Source organism: Bacillus sp. FSL L8-0358 (assembly GCF_038593095.1).
GTDB lineage: Bacteria > Bacillota > Bacilli > Bacillales > Bacillaceae > Bacillus > Bacillus subtilis.
The window spans coordinates 1742224-1762586 of the sequence record NZ_CP151962.1; the positions used below are offsets into that span (position 1 = coordinate 1742224).

At 43.0% G+C, this 20363-nt stretch carries 19 protein-coding genes; all 19 read left to right on the forward strand.

What is annotated here, in order from left to right:
* Positions 1-56: 56 nt before the first annotated feature.
* The 19 genes from tepA to tdh all read left to right on the forward strand — a co-directional run bounded on the left by tepA (position 57) and on the right by tdh (position 20354).
* A complete protein-coding gene (gene tepA / locus NYE49_RS09080) occupies positions 57-794 on the forward strand; it encodes a translocation-enhancing protein TepA (RefSeq protein WP_003245712.1) in 738 nt (245 codons plus the stop codon).
* Positions 791-1003 carry a TepA modulator TepJ gene (gene tepJ / locus NYE49_RS09085; protein ID WP_047182622.1) on the forward strand — a complete coding sequence of 71 codons (213 nt, stop codon included), beginning with the start codon at positions 791-793 and terminating at the stop codon, positions 1001-1003. The genes tepA and tepJ overlap by 4 nt, the downstream gene beginning before the upstream one ends.
* Before the next feature lie 130 nt (positions 1004-1133).
* Complete coding sequence (gene spoIIIE / locus NYE49_RS09090; protein WP_342410994.1) at positions 1134-3497, forward strand: DNA translocase SpoIIIE; 2364 nt, start codon at positions 1134-1136, stop codon at positions 3495-3497.
* Positions 3498-3640: 143 nt separating this feature from the next.
* Positions 3641-4366 (forward strand): GntR family transcriptional regulator, encoded by a 726-nt coding sequence (locus NYE49_RS09095; protein ID WP_003245732.1) that lies wholly within the window; start codon positions 3641-3643, stop codon positions 4364-4366.
* A 138-nt stretch (positions 4367-4504) separates the two neighbouring features.
* Positions 4505-5716, forward strand: a complete 1212-nt coding sequence (gene bcbE, locus NYE49_RS09100; protein ID WP_080109055.1) for a bacillibactin exporter BcbE — start codon at positions 4505-4507, stop codon at positions 5714-5716.
* Positions 5717-5883: 167 nt separating this feature from the next.
* Positions 5884-7164 carry a pitrilysin family protein gene (locus tag NYE49_RS09105; protein WP_015383689.1) on the forward strand — a complete coding sequence of 427 codons (1281 nt, stop codon included), beginning with the start codon at positions 5884-5886 and terminating at the stop codon, positions 7162-7164.
* Positions 7161-8447, forward strand: coding sequence for a pitrilysin family protein (locus tag NYE49_RS09110; protein WP_015383690.1), 1287 nt, complete (start codon positions 7161-7163; stop codon positions 8445-8447). Before NYE49_RS09105 ends, NYE49_RS09110 begins: the two co-directional genes overlap by 4 nt.
* A gap of 54 nt (positions 8448-8501) precedes the next feature.
* Positions 8502-9230 (forward strand): EF-P-5 aminopentanone reductase, encoded by a 729-nt coding sequence (efpI, locus tag NYE49_RS09115; protein ID WP_015483236.1) that lies wholly within the window; start codon positions 8502-8504, stop codon positions 9228-9230.
* A gap of 80 nt (positions 9231-9310) precedes the next feature.
* A complete protein-coding gene (locus NYE49_RS09120; protein WP_003245199.1) occupies positions 9311-9568 on the forward strand; it encodes a DUF3243 domain-containing protein in 258 nt (85 codons plus the stop codon).
* Positions 9569-9697: 129 nt separating this feature from the next.
* Complete coding sequence (locus NYE49_RS09125) at positions 9698-10489, forward strand: YmfK family protein (RefSeq protein ID WP_003220998.1); 792 nt, start codon at positions 9698-9700, stop codon at positions 10487-10489.
* Positions 10490-10555: 66 nt separating this feature from the next.
* Complete coding sequence (gene rodZ, locus NYE49_RS09130) at positions 10556-11422, forward strand: cell shape determination protein RodZ (protein WP_010886511.1); 867 nt, start codon at positions 10556-10558, stop codon at positions 11420-11422.
* Between the two features lie 50 nt (positions 11423-11472).
* Positions 11473-12054 (forward strand): CDP-diacylglycerol--glycerol-3-phosphate 3-phosphatidyltransferase, encoded by a 582-nt coding sequence (gene pgsA, locus NYE49_RS09135; RefSeq protein ID WP_047182624.1) that lies wholly within the window; start codon positions 11473-11475, stop codon positions 12052-12054.
* A 17-nt stretch (positions 12055-12071) separates the two neighbouring features.
* Positions 12072-13322, forward strand: coding sequence for a competence/damage-inducible protein A (locus NYE49_RS09140; RefSeq protein ID WP_003231847.1), 1251 nt, complete (start codon positions 12072-12074; stop codon positions 13320-13322).
* 172 nt (positions 13323-13494) lie between these two features.
* Positions 13495-14541 carry a recombinase RecA gene (gene recA, locus NYE49_RS09145; RefSeq protein ID WP_003245789.1) on the forward strand — a complete coding sequence of 349 codons (1047 nt, stop codon included), beginning with the start codon at positions 13495-13497 and terminating at the stop codon, positions 14539-14541.
* Between the two features lie 167 nt (positions 14542-14708).
* On the forward strand, positions 14709-15884 hold the full coding sequence (locus tag NYE49_RS09150; RefSeq protein ID WP_047182625.1) for a serine hydrolase domain-containing protein: 1176 nt from the start codon (positions 14709-14711) through the stop codon (positions 15882-15884).
* A 275-nt stretch (positions 15885-16159) separates the two neighbouring features.
* Positions 16160-17722 (forward strand): ribonuclease Y, encoded by a 1563-nt coding sequence (rny, locus tag NYE49_RS09155; protein WP_003221010.1) that lies wholly within the window; start codon positions 16160-16162, stop codon positions 17720-17722.
* A gap of 68 nt (positions 17723-17790) precedes the next feature.
* Positions 17791-18585 carry a 2',3'-cyclic-nucleotide 2'-phosphodiesterase gene (ymdB, locus tag NYE49_RS09160; RefSeq protein WP_003245138.1) on the forward strand — a complete coding sequence of 265 codons (795 nt, stop codon included), beginning with the start codon at positions 17791-17793 and terminating at the stop codon, positions 18583-18585.
* A gap of 199 nt (positions 18586-18784) precedes the next feature.
* On the forward strand, positions 18785-19045 hold the full coding sequence (gene spoVS / locus NYE49_RS09165) for a stage V sporulation protein SpoVS (RefSeq protein ID WP_003154135.1): 261 nt from the start codon (positions 18785-18787) through the stop codon (positions 19043-19045).
* Between the two features lie 265 nt (positions 19046-19310).
* The gene (tdh, locus tag NYE49_RS09170; protein WP_015483237.1) at positions 19311-20354 is read left to right on the forward strand and encodes an L-threonine 3-dehydrogenase; all 1044 of its coding nucleotides are present in this window, start codon (positions 19311-19313) and stop codon (positions 20352-20354) included.
* Positions 20355-20363 lie beyond the last annotated feature (9 nt).

Consider the following 20363-nt stretch of genomic DNA (forward strand, 5'->3'; position numbering starts at 1 on the left):
GAATGAAGTATCTTTGTTCATAATACAAAGAGAAACTCGGAAAGGATGAAAGCGAGATGGATCATCGTATGGAAAACACAGAAGAAGAGCGTCCTGAAAAAAATGATGCGAAGGACAGCATTATGAATAAAATACAGCAGCTTGGTGAAACGACGCTTCCGCAGCTGCCCCAAGATACAAATATTCATTGTCTGACCATTATCGGACAAATTGAAGGCCATGTTCAGCTTCCTCCGCAAAACAAAACAACAAAATATGAACATGTCATCCCGCAGATTGTGGCAATTGAACAAAATCCCAAAATTGAAGGCTTGCTGATCATATTAAATACTGTCGGAGGAGATGTTGAAGCTGGTCTTGCCATAGCGGAAATGCTTGCATCTTTATCGAAACCGACCGTTTCTATCGTGCTTGGCGGGGGGCATTCCATCGGCGTTCCGATTGCTGTATCCTGTGATTACAGCTATATCGCCGAAACAGCAACGATGACGATTCATCCAGTTAGGCTCACCGGGCTGGTCATCGGGGTGCCGCAAACGTTTGAATACCTGGATAAGATGCAAGAAAGAGTTGTTAAATTTGTGACAAGCCATTCCAATATAACCGAAGAGAAGTTTAAAGAGCTAATGTTTTCAAAAGGAAACTTAACACGCGATATCGGAACAAATGTAGTCGGTAAGGATGCAGTTAAATATGGATTGATCGATCACGCAGGCGGTGTCGGACAGGCAATCAATAAACTGAATGAGCTCATCGATGAAGCAAGGAAAGAAGAAGGACGGATGATTCAATGATTCTTTATACCGTGATGCCGCAGGAAATTGTGTTTGCAGAACAGAACCAAGAGAAAAGCGCACATGAGCAAATTGAATATAAAGGTGTACCGCTTCTAGTCGAAATGAAAGGGAATGAAGCGGAAGTCATTCAAATCATGAGCACCAATCCAATGCATTTTCTGCATCCGGACATTTCACCGGGACAAAAGCTGAAATTAAACGTATAAGAATCCAACCCTTTTTTAAGGGCAAAATATGCTATAATAGGGGAATCCTACAGAAAAAACGCAGCCTGTAAACGGCTGCTTTCTTCATTATGTATGAACTTACATTTTTTAACGCAGTAAGGTGATGAGTGTGGCAAAGAAAAAACGAAAATCAAGAAAAAAACAGGCGAAACAGCTCAATATAAAATTCGAGCTCAACGGATTGCTGTGTATAGCCATTTCAATTATCGCAATCTTGCAGCTGGGGGTAGTCGGGCAAACGTTTATCTATTTGTTCCGCTTTTTTGCTGGAGAGTGGTTTATTTTATGCTTGTTAGGTTTATTGGTGTTAGGAGTCTCACTGTTTTGGAAGAAAAAAACCCCAAGCCTTTTAACGAGACGAAAGGCCGGGTTGTACTGTATCATCGCAAGCATATTGCTGCTTTCTCACGTGCAGCTATTTAAAAATTTGACGCACAAAGGGTCTATTGAGTCTGCAAGCGTGGTGCGCAATACGTGGGAATTGTTTTTAATGGACATGAATGGCAGCTCTGCTTCACCTGATTTAGGCGGAGGGATGATCGGTGCGCTGCTGTTTGCGGCTTCACACTTTTTGTTTGCGTCGACTGGTTCTCAGATCATGGCGATTGTCATGATTTTGATCGGAATGATTTTAGTAACAGGACGCTCGCTGCAAGAAACGCTGAAAAAGTGGATGAGCCCGATTGGACGTTTTATAAAAGAACAATGGTTAGCATTTATTGATGATATGAAATCCTTCAAATCAAATATGCAGTCATCGAAAAAAACGAAAGCGCCGAGCAAAAAACAAAAACCGGCCCGCAAAAAACAGCAAATGGAACCGGAGCCTCCTGATGAAGAGGGGGATTATGAAACAGTATCGTCTCTTATTCATTCAGAGCCGATTATCTCAAGCTTTTCTGATCGTAATGAAGAGGATGAGTCTCCAGTTATAGAAAAGCGCCCCGAACCTGTGTCGAAGCCGCTTCAGGACATCCAACCGGAGACAGGTGATCAGGAAACTGTTTCTGCTCCTCCTATGACCTTTACAGAGCTCGAAAATAAGGATTACGAGATGCCGTCACTGGATTTGCTGGCAGATCCGAAGCATACCGGCCAGCAGGCTGATAAAAAGAATATTTATGAAAATGCCAGAAAGCTTGAACGCACATTCCAAAGCTTTGGCGTAAAGGCGAAAGTCACACAGGTTCATCTCGGACCGGCCGTAACAAAATATGAAGTATATCCTGATGTCGGAGTGAAGGTTAGCAAAATTGTCAATTTAAGCGATGATTTAGCGCTTGCGCTTGCTGCGAAGGATATCAGGATCGAAGCGCCTATACCAGGCAAATCAGCAATCGGAATTGAAGTTCCAAACGCAGAAGTGGCAATGGTTTCGCTGAAGGAAGTGCTGGAGTCTAAATTGAATGACAGACCGGATGCGAAGCTGTTAATTGGACTCGGCCGCAATATTTCAGGTGAAGCTGTATTGGCTGAGTTAAACAAGATGCCCCACCTTTTGGTCGCAGGCGCAACCGGTAGCGGGAAAAGTGTCTGTGTCAACGGCATTATTACAAGTATTTTAATGCGCGCGAAACCGCATGAAGTGAAAATGATGATGATCGATCCTAAAATGGTAGAGCTAAATGTCTACAACGGGATTCCGCATTTGCTTGCTCCGGTTGTAACCGATCCGAAAAAAGCGTCGCAGGCTTTGAAAAAGGTTGTCAATGAAATGGAGCGACGGTACGAATTATTTTCTCATACGGGTACACGAAATATTGAAGGATACAATGATTATATAAAACGCGCCAACAATGAAGAAGGAGCGAAACAGCCAGAGCTGCCCTATATTGTTGTCATTGTGGACGAGCTTGCCGATCTCATGATGGTCGCTTCATCTGATGTGGAAGATTCGATTACGAGATTGTCCCAAATGGCGCGGGCTGCTGGCATCCATCTTATTATTGCGACACAGCGGCCATCGGTGGATGTTATCACAGGGGTGATCAAAGCGAACATTCCGTCACGAATCGCGTTCAGCGTATCTTCACAGACGGATTCAAGGACCATTCTTGACATGGGTGGCGCTGAGAAGCTTCTTGGCCGCGGCGATATGCTGTTTTTACCTGTAGGGGCTAATAAACCTGTCCGTGTGCAGGGAGCATTTTTGTCAGATGACGAAGTGGAGAAGGTCGTCGACCATGTGATTACGCAGCAGAAAGCGCAATATCAAGAAGAAATGATTCCTGAGGAGACAACGGAAACTCATTCCGAGGTTACTGATGAACTTTATGATGAAGCTGTTGAATTAATCGTCGGCATGCAGACGGCATCTGTTTCAATGCTGCAAAGAAGATTCAGAATCGGCTATACGAGAGCGGCGCGCCTGATTGACGCAATGGAAGAACGCGGTGTTGTCGGACCGTATGAAGGCAGCAAACCTAGGGAAGTATTATTATCAAAAGAGAAATATGATGAGCTCTCTTCTTAATGAAGGGAGTTCCGCTTTCTATAGTTGGCAATAATAACATTATGTAAACTGATCACCTTTCTATTTATTTTTTCGACAAAACATGATATAGTTGTCCCAATTGTTCAATAATTTTTATCGAAAGTGGTTTACGGAGGGGAAACATGTCTACAAAAGCTGATAATCGGCACTTGTATTTGAAAGTAATTGAACGAATTAAAGAGGATATAAAAAATGGGATCTACACTGAGAAGGAAAAGCTGCCTTCTGAATTTGAGCTTTCCAAAAAGCTTGGTGTCAGCAGAGCGACGCTAAGAGAAGCCTTGCGGATACTGGAAGAAGAGCATGTGATTATCAGAAGGCATGGTGTAGGCACTTTTGTCCATTCTAAGCCGTTATTTCTTTCGGGCATTGAACAGCTGAACAGTGTAACCAAGATGATAGAACAGGCGAATATGACCCCTGGCACGATTTTTCTATCATCACAAGTGCTTATGCCGTCTGAAGATGATACAAAGAGATTTCATTTGGCAGAAGGGCAAGAACTTTTTTACCTTGAACGAGTCAGGACAGCTGACGGACAGCCGATTGTGTATTGTATAGACAAAATTCCGATGAATATTTTGCCGAATTCTTTTTCTCATCAGCAAGAATCTATGTTTGACCTGCTTGAGAAAAATTCAGGCTCCGTAATCAGCTATGCAGTAACTGATATAGAACCGATCGGCTATCACGATACCATTTCTCCAGTACTTGAATGCGATCCGGAAACAGCTCTTTTGCTGTTAAAACAAACCCATTACGATCAGCACGATAAACCGGTGCTTTATTCTTTAAATTATTTTAGAGCGGATAAATTCAGATTTCATGTTTTGCGTAAACGATTCTAAAAACGGACGCCTGTATGTGTCTGTTTTTTTATTTGCACTGATTCATGTTTCTTTGTACATACTTTCATTCCGGTTAACGCAATATATAAGGGATGACAAGAAAGTGAATGGGTGAAAATGTTGAGAGAGAAAAATGGAATGAAAAATATTATTGCATTGTCTTCCGTCCCGCTTGTGATGACACTCGGGAACTCCATGCTGATTCCTGTTCTTCCGATGATGGAGAAAAAGTTGTCGGTGACTTCATTTCAAGTATCTTTAATCATTACTGTATATTCAGTAGTAGCAATTATTTGCATTCCGATTGCCGGATATTTGTCGGATCGTTTCGGAAGAAAAAAAATATTGCTTCCATGCCTCCTCATTGCAGGATTGGGGGGAGCGGTAGCTGCTTTTGCCTCGACCTATATGAAAAATCCTTATGCTATGATCTTGGCGGGGCGGGTTCTTCAAGGCATCGGTTCTGCAGGTGCAGCTCCTATCGTTATGCCGTTTATCGGCGATTTGTTTCAAGGAGACGATGAAAAGGTCAGCGCCGGCCTTGGCGATATTGAAACCGCTAACACGTCAGGGAAGGTACTGAGTCCCATACTTGGAGCCTTACTGGCTTCTTGGTATTGGTTTGTACCGTTTTGGTTTATTCCGTTTTTCTGTTTGATCAGCTTTTTACTCGTATTGTTTTTGGTGGCTAAGCCTGAAGAAGATGAAGATGCGCCTGCTGTTTCTGAGTTTATTAAGAGTGTGAAGAAAATCTTTAAACAGGATGGTCGCTGGCTTTATACGGTCTTCATTATCGGGTGTGTCATTATGTTTTTGTTATTTGGCGTATTATTTTATTTATCAGATACGCTGGAGAACAAGTATGCCATTGACGGAGTAGCTAAAGGCGGATTACTGGCAATCCCACTTTTGTTTTTGTCAACCAGTTCTTTTATAGCTGGCAAAAAGATCGGTAAAGATAAAGGCCGGATGAAATTTTGCGTTGTTACAGGGATGATTCTGTTAACCCTTTCGTTTATTGCCTTGTGGTGGAACCACAGTTTTTATTTTTTATTTGTCTTTTTAAGCTTTGGCGGGATTGGGATTGGAATGGCTCTTCCTGCTTTAGATGCATTGATAACCGAAGGGATTGAAAGTGAACAATGCGGAACCATTTCCTCCTTCTACAATAGCATGCGCTTTATAGGAGTAGCTCTCGGTCCACCTGTTTTTGCTGCATTAATGTCTAATGCAAACTGGATTATTTTCATACTCTCGGCGTTTTGCAGCATCGTTTCTTTATTTTTAGTGCTCTTTACTGTAGATGCTAAAAAAAGTGAAGAAGAAGAAAAAAACTTAGGGACGGTCTAGCCAGCCGTCTTTTTTTGCGCTTCCTTGCAGTACCTATACAGCATGCGGAGGTTATTGTTTCCTTATAAATCCTACAGTTGCTATAATTACATGAAAGAGTGTTTCTGCGGATGCTGAAAATTGGTCATAATACATACTAATTAAGAAATGAACGAAGGAGGTTCCATATGTCATATGTTAATGAACTCAAATCAAAGCACGGCGGTTTAACCGCACACATTGTAGAAACAGAAAAATTCAAAACCGTCTCGCTTATTTTTAAGATGCTTGCGCCGCTGACAAAGGATCAAGTCACCAAAAGAGCGCTGCTCCCGCATGTGCTTCTTCGCGGAACGAAAAGCCATCCGAAAACCGCAGAATTGCGTTCATACTTGGATGAGCTGTACGGCACGTCAGTATCGGCTGACCTTACGAAAAAAGGAGAGCGGCACGTCATTACGTTCAGGCTTGAAATCCCGAATGAAAAATATTTAAAAGACCAAACGCCGCTACTTGAGAAAGGGCTCCAGCTTCTCGCAGAAATCGTCTTTTCACCTGCTTTGGAGGGAGACGCTTTTCAGTCACAATATGTGGCTCAAGAAAAACGGACGCTTAAGCAAAGAATCCAAGCCGTCTATGATGATAAAATGCGCTATTCGAATTTAAGGCTGATACAGGAAATGTGCAAAAATGAGCCTTACGCGCTTCATGTCAATGGTGAAATCGACGATGTCGATGACATTACGGCAGAGCAATTATACGAAACATACCAAAGCGCTATCCAAAAAGACCAGCTTGATCTATATGTTGTTGGTGATGTGGACAGTAACCAGGTACATTCGGCAATTGATAAGTATTTCAAAACAGAAGAGCGCACTCTTGGCACGATTGAAAACAATCACGCTGATGAAAAAGTGCAGCCAAAAGAAGTAATTGATGAAGAGGATGTTAAGCAAGGAAAGCTGAATATCGGCTACCGCACCAGCATCACTTATACAGATCAGGATTATCCTGCTTTACAAGTGTTTAACGGATTGTTCGGCGGATTCTCTCATTCTAAACTTTTCATTAATGTTCGGGAAAAAGCCAGTCTTGCTTACTACGCGGCTTCGCGTATAGAAAGTTTTAAAGGCTTGTTAATGGTGATGTCAGGCATTGAAGTGAAAAATTTTGAACAGGCTGTTTCGATTATTGCTGAGCAATTCCAAGCAATGAAAAACGGCGATTTCAGTGAGCAGGATATAGCACAGACAAAGGCCGTCATTCGAAATCAAGTGCTGGAAACGATTGATACAGCATACGGTTTATCTGAATTTTTATATCAGCAGGCCGCTGCTCAAGTCGAGATTCCTATCGAAGACTTTCTTGCCAATATTGAGAATGTCACAAAAGAGGATATCATTAAAGCCGGCGAAAAGATTCAGCTTGATACGACTTATTTCTTAAAAGGGACGGAGGGTGCATCTTGATCAAACCAATCGAATATGAACAGCTTCAGGAGACGCTGTATCATGAAAAAATGTCCAACGGCCTTGATGTTTACGTTTTGCCAAAAAAAGGCTTTAACAAGACATATGCGGTCTTTACAACAAAGTACGGCTCGATAGATAACCGGTTTGTCCCTTTAGGTAAAAACGAGATGGTTCACGTGCCGGACGGGATTGCTCACTTTCTTGAGCACAAGCTGTTTGAGAAAGCGGACGGAGACGTTTTTCAAGATTTCAGCAAACAGGGGGCTTCTGCCAATGCGTTTACGTCATTTACAAGAACAGCTTACCTTTTCTCAAGCACATCAAATGTTGAACGCAATTTAGAGACGCTTATCGATTTCGTACAGGACCCATATTTTACTGAAAAAACGGTTGAAAAGGAAAAAGGGATTATTGGGCAGGAGATTAATATGTACGACGATAACCCTGATTGGAGGCTTTACTTCGGGGTCATTGAAAACATGTACAAAGAGCATCCTGTCAGAATTGACATAGCGGGAACAGTGGAAAGCATTTCACATATTACAAAAGACCTTCTTTATGAATGCTATGAAACGTTTTATCACCCGAGTAACATGCTCCTTTTCATTGTCGGACCTGTAGATCCTGAAGCGATTATTTCTCAGGTAAGAGAAAACCAGGGGAAAAAGCCGTATACTGATCAGCCGGAGATCAAACGGGAAGAAGTGAAAGAGCAAGAAGCGGTTTTCAGAAAAGAAAAAGAGATCAAAATGAACGTGCAGGGACCGAAATGCCTTGTCGGGCTGAAATCCAAAAAGCCGTTTAAATTAGGCAAAGAGCTCTTAAAGCATGAACTTTCAATGAACTTATTGCTTGAAGCGCTTTTCGGCAAAAGCTCTGCCCAGTATGAATCACTTTATGAAAAAGGATATATTGACGAAACGTTCAGCTTTGATTTTACTGCTGAATATGGGTTTGGTTTTGCGGCGATCGGCGGAGATACGCCTGAGCCGGATCAATTGGCTGAAGACATTTCAAGCATGCTTTTGCGCGCCGGTGAACTGATTACTGCTGAAAAGATTGAACTTGCCAGAAAGAAAAAGATCGGTACATTCTTAAAAGCGCTGAATTCCCCTGAATACATCGCCAATCAATTTACCCGTTATGCGTTCTTGGATATGAGCCTGTTTGACGTTGTAACGGTACTCGAGCAGATTACCCTCGAGGATGTCCAGAACGTAATACAAGAGGAAATCGCTGCAGACAGACTGACTGTCTGCAAGGTTGTTCCTAAATCATAAACAAAACATCCCTCCAGTGTGAGGGGTGTTTTTCTGCGGAAAGAAGGAAAGAGGATGAACAAAACAGCACTAATCACCGGAGCGAGCGGCGGCATTGGCAAAAGCATCAGCGAAACCCTTGCTGCTAAGGGATACAATCTGTTGCTGCATTACAATACAAATCAATACGCGGCAGCGGAGCTTGCTGAAAAACTAAGTCAGATGTTTGGCGTAAATGCGGAGATATTACAAGCTGATCTGTCCGCGCAAGATGGAGCAGATAAGCTGACAAGTTCAATTGTTCAGCCGATTGATGCGATTGTTTTAAACAGCGGACGAAGCCATTTTGGGCTGATTACGGATGTAGATAACGCAACGGTCCAGGAAATGGTTCAGCTTCATGTAGCGAGTCCGTATATGCTGACGAGAAACCTTCTGCCAGGCATGATTCGGAATAAATCGGGAGCGATTGTGGCTGTCAGCTCGATTTGGGGAGAGACTGGGGCATCCTGTGAAGTGCTGTACAGCATGGCAAAAGGAGCTCAGCATTCGTTTGTAAAAGGATTGGCTAAGGAGCTGGCGCCAAGCGGAATCAGGGTAAACGCCGTAGCGCCGGGCGCAGTTGATACAAATATGATGAATCAATTTACCCCGGCTGAAAAAGAAGAGATCGCTGATGAGATTCCGATCGGCCGGCTGGCCCGGCCGCAAGAAATTGCGGATGCAACAGCTTTTCTCCTGTCTGAAAAAGCGTCATATATCACCGGCCAAATTCTGTCGGTGAATGGCGGCTGGCACTGCTGATCCGAAAATATTCGGTGTATAGTTTCTTTTGCGAAGGATACAATAATCTTGTAACTTCACATGAAATGGAGGAAACAAGCATGTCAGTATTAGAAAACTGGGATAGCTGGAAAAACTTCCTTGGCGACCGTCTGAACTATGCGCAAGATAAAGGTATGAGCCAGGATACGATTACAGATCTTGCGACAGAAATCGGCAGCTACTTGGCTAATGAAGTGGAATCTAAGAACGAGCAGGAAAAAGTGCTGGCAGATCTTTGGAGTGTAGCATCAAAAGATGAACAGCACGCCATTGCCAATATGATGGTTAAGCTTGTTGAAAATAACAGCACTCACTAGGAAGAGAGGGGATTTTTCCTCTCTTTTTTATGTTTTCCTCATCACAGCAACATTCTTCTTTCTAATTAGAGAAAAATGCTTTATGATAAAGGAAGGTAAAATTTTGCCACAATGAAGGGGGTATATCATTTGGCAAAGCTCGAATGGTATTTTGAATATGAAATTCAAGTGAACCGCCCCGGACTGCTCGGGGATATTTCATCTCTTCTTGGGATGCTTTCTATCAACATCGTAACGATAAACGGCGTCGATCTTTCCAGAAGGGGAATGCTCCTCAGGTGCCGCCATATAGATCAAATTAAACGATTAGAATCAATCTTAAAAACGATGGAAACAATTAAAGTAACGAAGCTTAGAGAACCGAGGCTTCGCGACCGTCTTGCCGTACGCCACGGCCGTTATATTCAACGGGATGCCGATGACAAGAAAACGTTCCGCTTTGAACGGGACGAGCTTGGCTTATTAGTCGATTTTATGGCCGAATTGTTCAAAAAAGAAGGCCATAAATTAATCGGAATCAGAGGTATGCCGCGTGTCGGGAAAACGGAATCGATTGTAGCCTCTAGTGTGTGTGCAAGCAAAAGGTGGCTGTTTGTGTCATCAACCTTGCTGAAGCAGACGATAAGAAGCCAGCTGATTGCCGATGAATACAGCACTGAAAATGTTTTTATCGTTGACGGAATTGTGTCAACACGAAGAGGATCGGAACGCCATCTCCAGCTGGTCCGAGAAATCATGCGGCTTCCGGCAACAAAAGTGGTGGAGCATCCGGACATATTCGTTCAAAATACAGAGTATACACTAGATGACTTTGATTATATTATTGAACTGAGAAATGACCCTGATGAGGTTATTACATATGAACATGCCGAGGAACCCCAAATGTTTGATCAATCCGGGTTTTCAAGCTTTGATTTTTAAAATTGGAAGGTGTTTGTTGTGACTGAACTAGGAATCCGGCTCAAAGAAGCCAGAGAGGAAAAAGCAATGTCATTGGATGATCTCCAAGCGGCAACAAAGATTCAAAAAAGGTATTTAACCGCCTTGGAGGAAGGGAACTATGACATTATTCCGGGGAAGTTTTATGTTCGGGCATTCATCAAGCAATATGCAGAAGCCGTTGGGCTTGATGCGGATCAGCTGTTTGAGGAGCATAAAAAAGATATCCCTAATACGTATCATGACGATGTGTCTGAAAAGATCTCCGGCATGAATCTTCAAAAGGAAATGCCAAAGCCAGCATCTAAGGCGCTGGAGCTGCTGCCAACGATACTTGTTATTCTCGGCGTGATTGTCGTGATTGCCATTGTGTACGCGATCATTCAATTTGCCAATCACAAAAACAGTGATGATCATAATGCGGCATCAGAAAAAGCAATTACGCAAAGTGAGAGCAAGTACGAAATCCCTAAAGATTCAACGCTGAAAGAGAATCAAAATAACAGCTCTGAAAAAGAGACAGACACTAAAAAAGAAACGAAAGAAAACGAAGATAAGAAAAAAGAAAATGACAGTGAGAAGCTGGAGATTAAAGCTGCTGGCACTGAAGGATCGTTAACGACTTATGAAGTGTCCGGCGCTGATAAAATCGAGCTGGAACTGAAGGCATCAGACAGCTCCTGGATTCGAGTGCGTGATGAAAACAGCAGCTCTTTAAAAGAAGGAACGCTGAAAAAAGACGAAACCTATAAAAAAGACATAACTGATCAGAAACAAGTTGATATCCGCACCGGATATGCACCTAATCTGAAAATAAAAATCAACGGTAAGGTTCTTTCATATGAACTTGATCCGAAAAAAGTGATGGCACAAACCATAAAGATTGTAAATAAAAAGGAAGAAAAGTCATCTTAAATTATCAGATGACTTTTCTTCACGTCCGAGTATGAAATTGGAGGGGCTTTATGTTTAACTTACCAAATAAAATCACACTAGCTAGAATCGCATTAATCCCAATCTTCATGATTATCATGCTGGCGCCGTTTGACTGGGGCAGGCTCGAAGTTGGAGACGAATCAATCCCGGTCGCACATTTGGCGGGGGCTATTCTATTTATTATTGCATCTACAACAGACTGGGTGGACGGGTATTATGCCCGAAAACTGAATCTCGTAACAAACTTCGGGAAATTTCTTGATCCGCTTGCGGACAAACTGCTCGTATCCGCAGCGTTAATTATCCTTGTTCAATTTGATCTCGCTCCAGCTTGGATGGTCATTCTGATTATCAGCAGGGAGTTTGCCGTGACAGGTTTAAGGCTTGTCTTAGCCGGAACAGGAGAAGTCGTAGCTGCTAACATGCTTGGTAAAATCAAAACCTGGGCACAGATTATTGCGGTATCCGCATTGCTTCTTCATAATCTTCCATTTGAACTTGTGTCATTCCCGTTTGCTGACTTGGCGCTGTGGGTAGCCGTCTTCTTTACTGTCGTCTCAGGCTGGGAATACTTCTCTAAAAACTGGGAAGCGTTAAAAACATCTAACTAAGAAAGAAGGACTTCGTCATGGAATTTCCAAAAAAAGCAGAAATAATTGCAGTCGGTTCAGAGCTGCTGCTTGGCCAAATCGCCAATACAAATGCTCAATTTATCAGCAAACAGCTCGCTGAAATCGGGGTCAACGTATTTTATCATACAGCGGTCGGAGATAACCCGGAGCGGCTGAAGCAGGTCATCCGCATTGCTGAAGAACGCTCTGACTTCATTATTTTTTCAGGAGGTCTTGGACCCACAAAAGATGATCTGACGAAAGAAACGATTGCAAATACGCTGGGACGTCCGCTTGTGTTAAATGATGAGGCATTCCAATCCATTGAGGACTATTTCAAACGAACAAAACGCACGATGTCACCTAATAACCGAAAACAGGCGCTTGTGATCGAAGGCTCTGACGTGCTGGCGAATCACTTTGGAATGGCCCCGGGAATGCTCACAGAGCATGAATCGCGCTATTATATGCTTCTTCCTGGACCGCCGAGCGAATTGCGTCCAATGTTTGAAAACGAGGCAAAACCTCTTCTGCTGAAAAAGATGGGTTCAAATGAAAAAATTGTGTCAACCGTTCTTCGCTTTTTCGGTATCGGTGAATCTCAGCTTGAAGCCGATTTGGAAGATATTATTGATGCGCAAACCAATCCGACAATTGCGCCTTTGGCGGCTGATGGAGAGGTGACGCTGCGTTTGACAGCCAAACACGCCGATGAAAAGGAAACAGAGCGTCTGTTAAAAGAAACAGAGGCCGTTATCTTAGAGCGTGTCGGTGAATTTTTCTATGGTTACGATGATACTTCTCTTGTAAAAGAGCTATCTATAGCGTGTAAGGAAAAAGGCATTACAATTTCTGCGGCAGAAAGCTTTACCGGAGGGCTGTTTTCTGAATGGCTGACGGATCATAGCGGTGCCTCAAAATTATTTGCCGGGGGCGTTGTTTGCTATACAAACGACGTGAAGCAGAATGTGCTTGGTGTCAAGAAGGAAACATTAGATCGTTTTGGGGCGGTCAGCAAGGAGTGCGCATCCGAACTGGCTAAGGGTGTTCAAAAACTCACTGGCAGCGATATCGGCATTAGCTTTACTGGTGTAGCAGGACCTGATGCTCAAGAAGGGCATGAGCCTGGGCATGTGTTTATCGGCATTTCCGCAAATGGTAAAGAAGAGGTTCACGAGTTTCACTTTGCGGGCTCCAGAACGGGGATCAGAAAACGCGGCGCTAAATACGGCTGCCATTTAATCTTAAAGCTTTTAGAGCAAAAATAATATTTTCAGCACATTATCCTCCTAAGAAAACATGATTTCTCTGATACATTATGATATTTTGATAGGAATCACGCCAAGAAAAAATCCGAATATGCGTTCGCTTTTTTCTTGGCAAATCCCTTCAAACAGGGTATAGTATATGTAGTGGTAACATAAAGGAGGAAAAAATAGAATGAGTGATCGTCAGGCAGCCTTAGATATGGCTCTTAAACAAATAGAAAAACAGTTCGGCAAAGGTTCCATTATGAAACTGGGAGAAAAGACAGATACAAGAATTTCTACTGTCCCAAGCGGCTCCCTCGCTCTCGATACAGCACTGGGAATTGGCGGATATCCTCGCGGACGGATTATTGAAGTATACGGTCCTGAAAGCTCAGGTAAAACAACTGTGGCGCTTCATGCGATTGCTGAAGTTCAGCAGCAGGGCGGACAAGCCGCGTTTATCGATGCGGAGCATGCGTTAGATCCGGTATACGCGCAAAAGCTCGGTGTTAACATTGAAGAGCTTTTACTGTCTCAGCCTGACACAGGCGAGCAGGCGCTTGAAATTGCGGAAGCATTGGTTCGAAGCGGGGCAGTTGACATTGTCGTTGTCGACTCTGTAGCCGCTCTCGTTCCGAAAGCGGAAATTGAAGGCGACATGGGAGATTCTCATGTCGGTTTACAAGCACGCTTAATGTCTCAAGCGCTTCGTAAGCTTTCAGGGGCCATTAACAAATCGAAGACAATCGCGATTTTCATTAACCAAATTCGTGAAAAAGTCGGTGTTATGTTCGGGAATCCGGAAACAACTCCTGGCGGCCGTGCGTTGAAATTCTACTCTTCCGTGCGTCTTGAAGTGCGCCGTGCTGAACAGCTGAAACAAGGCAACGACGTAATGGGGAACAAAACGAAAATCAAAGTCGTGAAAAACAAGGTGGCTCCGCCGTTCCGTACAGCCGAGGTTGACATTATGTACGGAGAAGGCATTTCAAAAGAAGGCGAAATCATTGACCTAGGAACTGAACTTGATATCGTGCAAAAAAGCGGTTCATGGTACTCTTATGAAGAAGAGCGTCTTGGCCAAGGCCGTGAAAATGCAAAACAATTCCTGAAAGAAAATAAAGATATCATGCTGATGATCCAGGAGCAAATTCGCGAACATTACGGCTTGGATAATAACGGAGTAGTGCAGCAGCAAGCTGAAGAGACACAAGAAGAACTCGAATTTGAAGAATAAAAATAAAATAAGTTTCAAATGATACAAAAGGCTGAGTGAAAAACTCAGCTTTTTTGTATTTTGCAAAAAAATGATAAAAATATTGCTTTTTTTGACAACTTTTTTAGGGCTTTATTCGTCTAACAAAACGTGTGCAAAATGGAATTTATTTTGGGAGGAAAAAATGAATGACAAGCCCAACCCGCAGAAGAACTGCGAAACGCAGACGGAGAAAACTAAATAAAAGAGGAAAACTGTTGCTTGGTCTTTTAGCAGTGATGGTTTGCATTACGATTTGGAATGCTATTCATCGAAATAGTGAAGAAAACGAGCCATCTCAAGAAATTGCAGCGGTTTCAAATACCGATCAGAAAAAAGAGATCAAAAAGAAAACTGCCAAAAAATCAGAGGAACAAATCAAAACAGTGGATCGAAATCAAAAAATCAGCAATTATTTAGAAGAGATCGGTTTCAGCGGAACAGCCATGATTGTCAGAAATGGAGAAATCGTAACAAATAAAGGTTTTGGCTATGCTGACCGTAAACACTACATTCAAAATAATCCATTGACATCTTTTTATGTCGGTTCATCACAAAAAGCGCTGATTGCAACTGCTATTTTGCAGCTTGAGGAAAAGGGGAAACTTCAGACAAGTGATCCGGTAAGTACGTATTTACCTCATTTTCCCAACGGACAAACGATTACTTTGAAGAATCTGCTTACACATACATCGGGGATAAACGGACATATTGAAGGAAACGGCGCCATTACTCCGGACGATTTAATAAAAGACATAGAACTGCAGGGAATCAAACGTCAGCCGGGCGTATGGGACTACAAGGATTCCAACTATTCTGTTCTTGCTTATATTATTGCTGAAGTAAGCGGTGAGCCCTATGAACAGTACATAAAGAATCATATTTTTAAACCTGCGGGAATGACGCATGCAGGCTTTTACAAAACATATAAAAAAGAACCTTATCCTGCCGTCGGGTATAAGATGGAGGGCAGCAAAACAGTTACACCGTATATACCTGATCTATCCCAGCTGTATGGAGCGGGGGATATTTATATGAGCGCTATAGATATGTACAAATTTGACCAAGCGCTGATAGACGGAAAACTGTATTCGCAAAAAAGCTATGAAAAGATGTTTACGCCAGGGAGCAGCTCCACATACGGCATGGGATTTTATGTTGCTCCCGGCAGCTATTCAAACCATGGTGTTATGCCGGGCTTCAATATCTTGAACAGCTTTAGCAAATCTGGGCAAACCATTGTTATTTTGTTCTCAAACATTCAAAATAATGCTAAATTGGGCCAAGTGAACAATAAAATATACCAGCTTCTAAATCAAGAATGATTGGCGATCTTCTTTTGGATGAATTGCATTCGGCACGTGAAAAGAAGACTGGCCTGCAAACGTTAAGATGGCAAGCTTGACAAGTATTTCCGACACATTTACAATGAAGTTGTAACATTTGTTTTTTTAACATGATTGTTAAACCATTTAAACTTGACAAGGGCGATGAACACACTCATTCCCTGTGAAGGTTCTGTATGTTGAGAAAACTAGACAATGTACATGCCGACACTTTTTAAGCAACAACCAAGTTCATAGCAAGAGGAGGTGAAAGTATGACCCCAATTATGATGGTTCTCATCTCCATTTTGCTGATTCTACTCGGTTTAGTTGTTGGCTACTTTGTTCGTAAAACCATTGCCGAAGCGAAAATTGCGGGCGCACGCGGTGCAGCCGAGCAAATTCTTGAAGATGCGAAGCGTGATGCTGAAGCACTGAAAAAAGAAGCTCTGCTTGAAGCAAAGGATGAAATCCACAAACTTCGAATAGATGCTGAACAGGAAGTTCGTGAAAGACGAAATGAGCTTCAAAAACAAGAAAACCGTTTACTCCAAAAGGAGGAAAACCTTGATCGCAAACATGAGGGAATTGATAAACGGGAAGCGATGTTGGAGAAGAAAGATCATTCTCTGAATGAACGACAACAACATATTGAAGAGATGGAAAGCAAAGTGGATGAGATGATTCGTATGCAGCAGTCTGAGTTGGAACGAATTTCGAGTCTGACTCGTGATGAAGCGAAACAAATCATTCTTGAGCGGGTTGAAAACGAGCTTTCACATGACATCGCCATCATGACAAAAGAAACTGAAAACCGTGCGAAAGAAGAGGCGGATAAGAAAGCGAAAAACATTCTTTCACTCGCCTTACAGCGCTGCGCAGCGGACCACGTTGCCGAAACAACGGTATCAGTTGTCAATCTTCCAAATGATGAGATGAAAGGACGTATCATCGGACGGGAAGGGCGTAACATTCGTACGCTTGAAACGCTGACAGGAATTGACCTGATTATTGATGATACGCCTGAAGCTGTCATTCTTTCCGGATTTGATCCGATCAGACGTGAGACAGCCAGAATTGCTCTTGATAAACTCGTTCAGGATGGCCGTATTCATCCGGCACGGATTGAAGAAATGGTTGAAAAATCTCGCCGCGAGGTCGATGACTATATTCGTGAGATGGGTGAGCAAACGACATTTGAGGTTGGTGTTCACGGCCTCCACCCAGATCTCATCAAGATCCTCGGCCGCTTAAAGTTCCGTACAAGCTACGGTCAAAATGTGCTTAAGCATTCCATGGAAGTCGCATTCTTGGCCGGTCTAATGGCATCGGAGCTTGGTGAAGACGCAAAGCTTGCTAAACGTGCGGGTCTTCTTCACGACATCGGGAAAGCAATTGACCATGAAGTAGAAGGAAGCCACGTTGAAATCGGGGTAGAGCTTGCGACCAAATATAAAGAGCACCCAGTCGTGATTAACAGTATTGCATCACACCACGGGGATGAGGAGCCGACTTCCATTATCGCTGTGCTGGTAGCTGCAGCAGATGCGCTTTCCGCTGCAAGACCTGGCGCAAGAAGTGAGACGCTCGAGAATTATATTCGAAGACTTGAAAAACTCGAAGAAATTTCTGAGTCCTACGAAGGTGTTGAAAAATCATTTGCCATTCAGGCTGGACGCGAAGTGCGTATTATGGTGAAGCCGGATTCAATTAATGATCTTGAGGCTCATCGACTGGCGCGAGATATCCGCAAGCGAATTGAGGACGAGCTCGATTATCCAGGTCATATTAAGGTGACAGTAATCAGAGAGACTCGAGCTGTAGAGTATGCAAAATAAAGTGATGCGCTAAGCATCACTTTATTTTTTTGACGGCAAGGAATTTTCAAGAAGAAAGGATTTACAAAATGAGAATTTTATTTATCGGAGATGTTGTCGGTTCACCGGGCCGTGACATGGTCAAAGAATATGTACCAAAGCTAAAAACAAAATATAAGCCTCACTTTACCATTATTAATGGTGAAAACGCCGCACATGGAAAAGGCCTGACGGAAAAAATTTATCACAGCTTAATCCAGTCCGGCGCAGATGCAATCACAATGGGGAACCACACATGGGACAAAAAAGAAATATTTGATTTTATAGATGACGTTCCGAACTTGGTTCGCCCGGCAAACTTTCCTGAAGGAACACCGGGGAAAGGGATCACATATGTGAAAGCAAACGGCAAAGAACTAGCAGTCATTAATTTGCAGGGACGTACGTTTTTGCCGCCGCTTGATGACCCGTTTTTAAAAGCGGATGAATTGATCGCAGAGGCTGCGAAAAGAACACCGTACATTTTTATCGACTTTCATGCCGAAGCGACAAGTGAAAAGCTCGCACTTGGCTGGTACACGGATGGGAGGGCGTCGGCTGTAGTAGGAACTCATACACACGTGCAAACAGCGGATAACCGCATTTTGCCGAAGGGAACGGCATATATTACTGATGTGGGAATGACTGGCCCGTATGACGGTATACTGGGGATGGACAGAGAGACGATTATTAAGCGATTCAAAACGAACCTTCCAGTCCGGTTTACTGTCGCTGAAGGAAAAACAACGCTCAGCGGAGTTGTGATTGACATTGACGATCAAACGAAAAAAGCCGTGAAAATTGAGCGTATTTTAATCAACGATGATCACATGTTCTTTGAATAGTTGAACATATGGTTATTTTATAAAAATATTAAAAAGAAAAGCAGGAATATAGCAACTCCTTAGTGAATATAGTAAAAATGGAAGGTAGCCCGCTATTTTTGAAAAGCATTGTGGGGATGGCTTTTTGGATAGCAACATCTAATAATGATTGTTCTAATGAACACTCACTTATCCATTGTAAAACTAAGGGGGAGCAGAAATGGAAATCTTAAAAGTTTCAGCAAAATCGAGTCCAAATTCAGTGGCAGGTGCGCTTGCAGGCGTGTTGAGAGAGCGAGGAGCCGCCGAGATTCAAGCGATCGGAGCGGGTGCATTAAACCAGGCTGTAAAAGCTGTGGCGATTGCCAGGGGATTTGTGGCGCCAAGCGGCGTTGATTTGATTTGTATTCCGGCTTTTACAGATATTCAAATCGATGGGGAAGAAAGAACAGCGATTAAATTAATCGTGGAGCCTCGCTAAAAACAAATAAAGCATTCTCAACCTGTTTGCGTAATGCAAACAGGTTGTTTTTCATTTATTGTGATATTTTCTCCCGATAGTATTTTTAGCACATAAATGAGCGAATATACAAAATCAGAAATGAGATAAAACGTTTCAAAAAAAAATTCCGCCCTTTTTTCAAGACAGATACTTTTGTCCTTCTGGAAAAGACAGTACTGTTTACGCTTATTCTATATCATGGTACAATCCGAATATAACAAGAATTTTTCAAGGAGGATTGTACATGCAGAGTGGAAAGATGAAAGCTCTAATGAAAAAGGACGGGGCGTTCGGTGCTGTGCTGACTGAAGTTCCCATTCCTGAGATTGATAAACATGAAGTCCTCATAAAAGTGAAAGCCGCTTCCATATGCGGCACGGATGTCCACATTTATAATTGGGATCAATGGGCACGTCAGAGAATTAAAACACCCTATGTTTTCGGCCATGAGTTCAGCGGCATCGTAGAGGGTGTGGGAGAGAATGTCAGCAGTGTAAAAGTGGGAGAGTATGTGTCTGCGGAAACACACATTGTCTGTGGTGAATGTGTCCCTTGCGTAACAGGAAAATCTCATGTGTGTACCAATACTGCTATAATCGGAGTGGACACGGCAGGCTGTTTTGCGGAGTATGTAAAAGTTCCAGCTGATAACATTTGGAGAAATCCCGCTGATATGGACCCGTCGATTGCTTCCATTCAAGAGCCTTTAGGAAATGCAGTTCATACCGTACTCGAGAGCCAGCCTGCAGGAGGAACGACTGCAGTCATTGGATGCGGACCGATTGGTCTTATGGCTGTTGCGGTTGCAAAAGCAGCAGGAGCTTCTCAGGTGATAGCGATTGATAAGAATGAATACAGGCTGAGGCTTGCAAAACAAATGGGAGCGACTTGTACTGTTTCTATTGAAAAAGAAGACCCGCTCAAAATTGTAAGCGCTTTAACAGGTGGGGAAGGAGCAGATCTTGTTTGTGAGATGTCGGGTCATCCCTCAGCGATTGCCCAAGGTCTTGCGATGGCTGCGAATGGCGGAAGATTTCATATTCTCAGCTTGCCGGAACATCCGGTGACAATTGATTTGACGAATAAAGTGGTATTTAAAGGGCTTACCATCCAAGGAATAACAGGAAGAAAAATGTTTTCAACATGGCGCCAGGTGTCTCAGTTGATCAGTTCAAACGTGATCGATCTTGCACCTGTTATTACCCATCAGTTTCCGTTAGAGGAGTTTGAAAAAGGTTTCGAACTGATGAGAAGCGGCCAGTGCGGAAAAGTAATTTTAATTCCATAAAGGGGGATA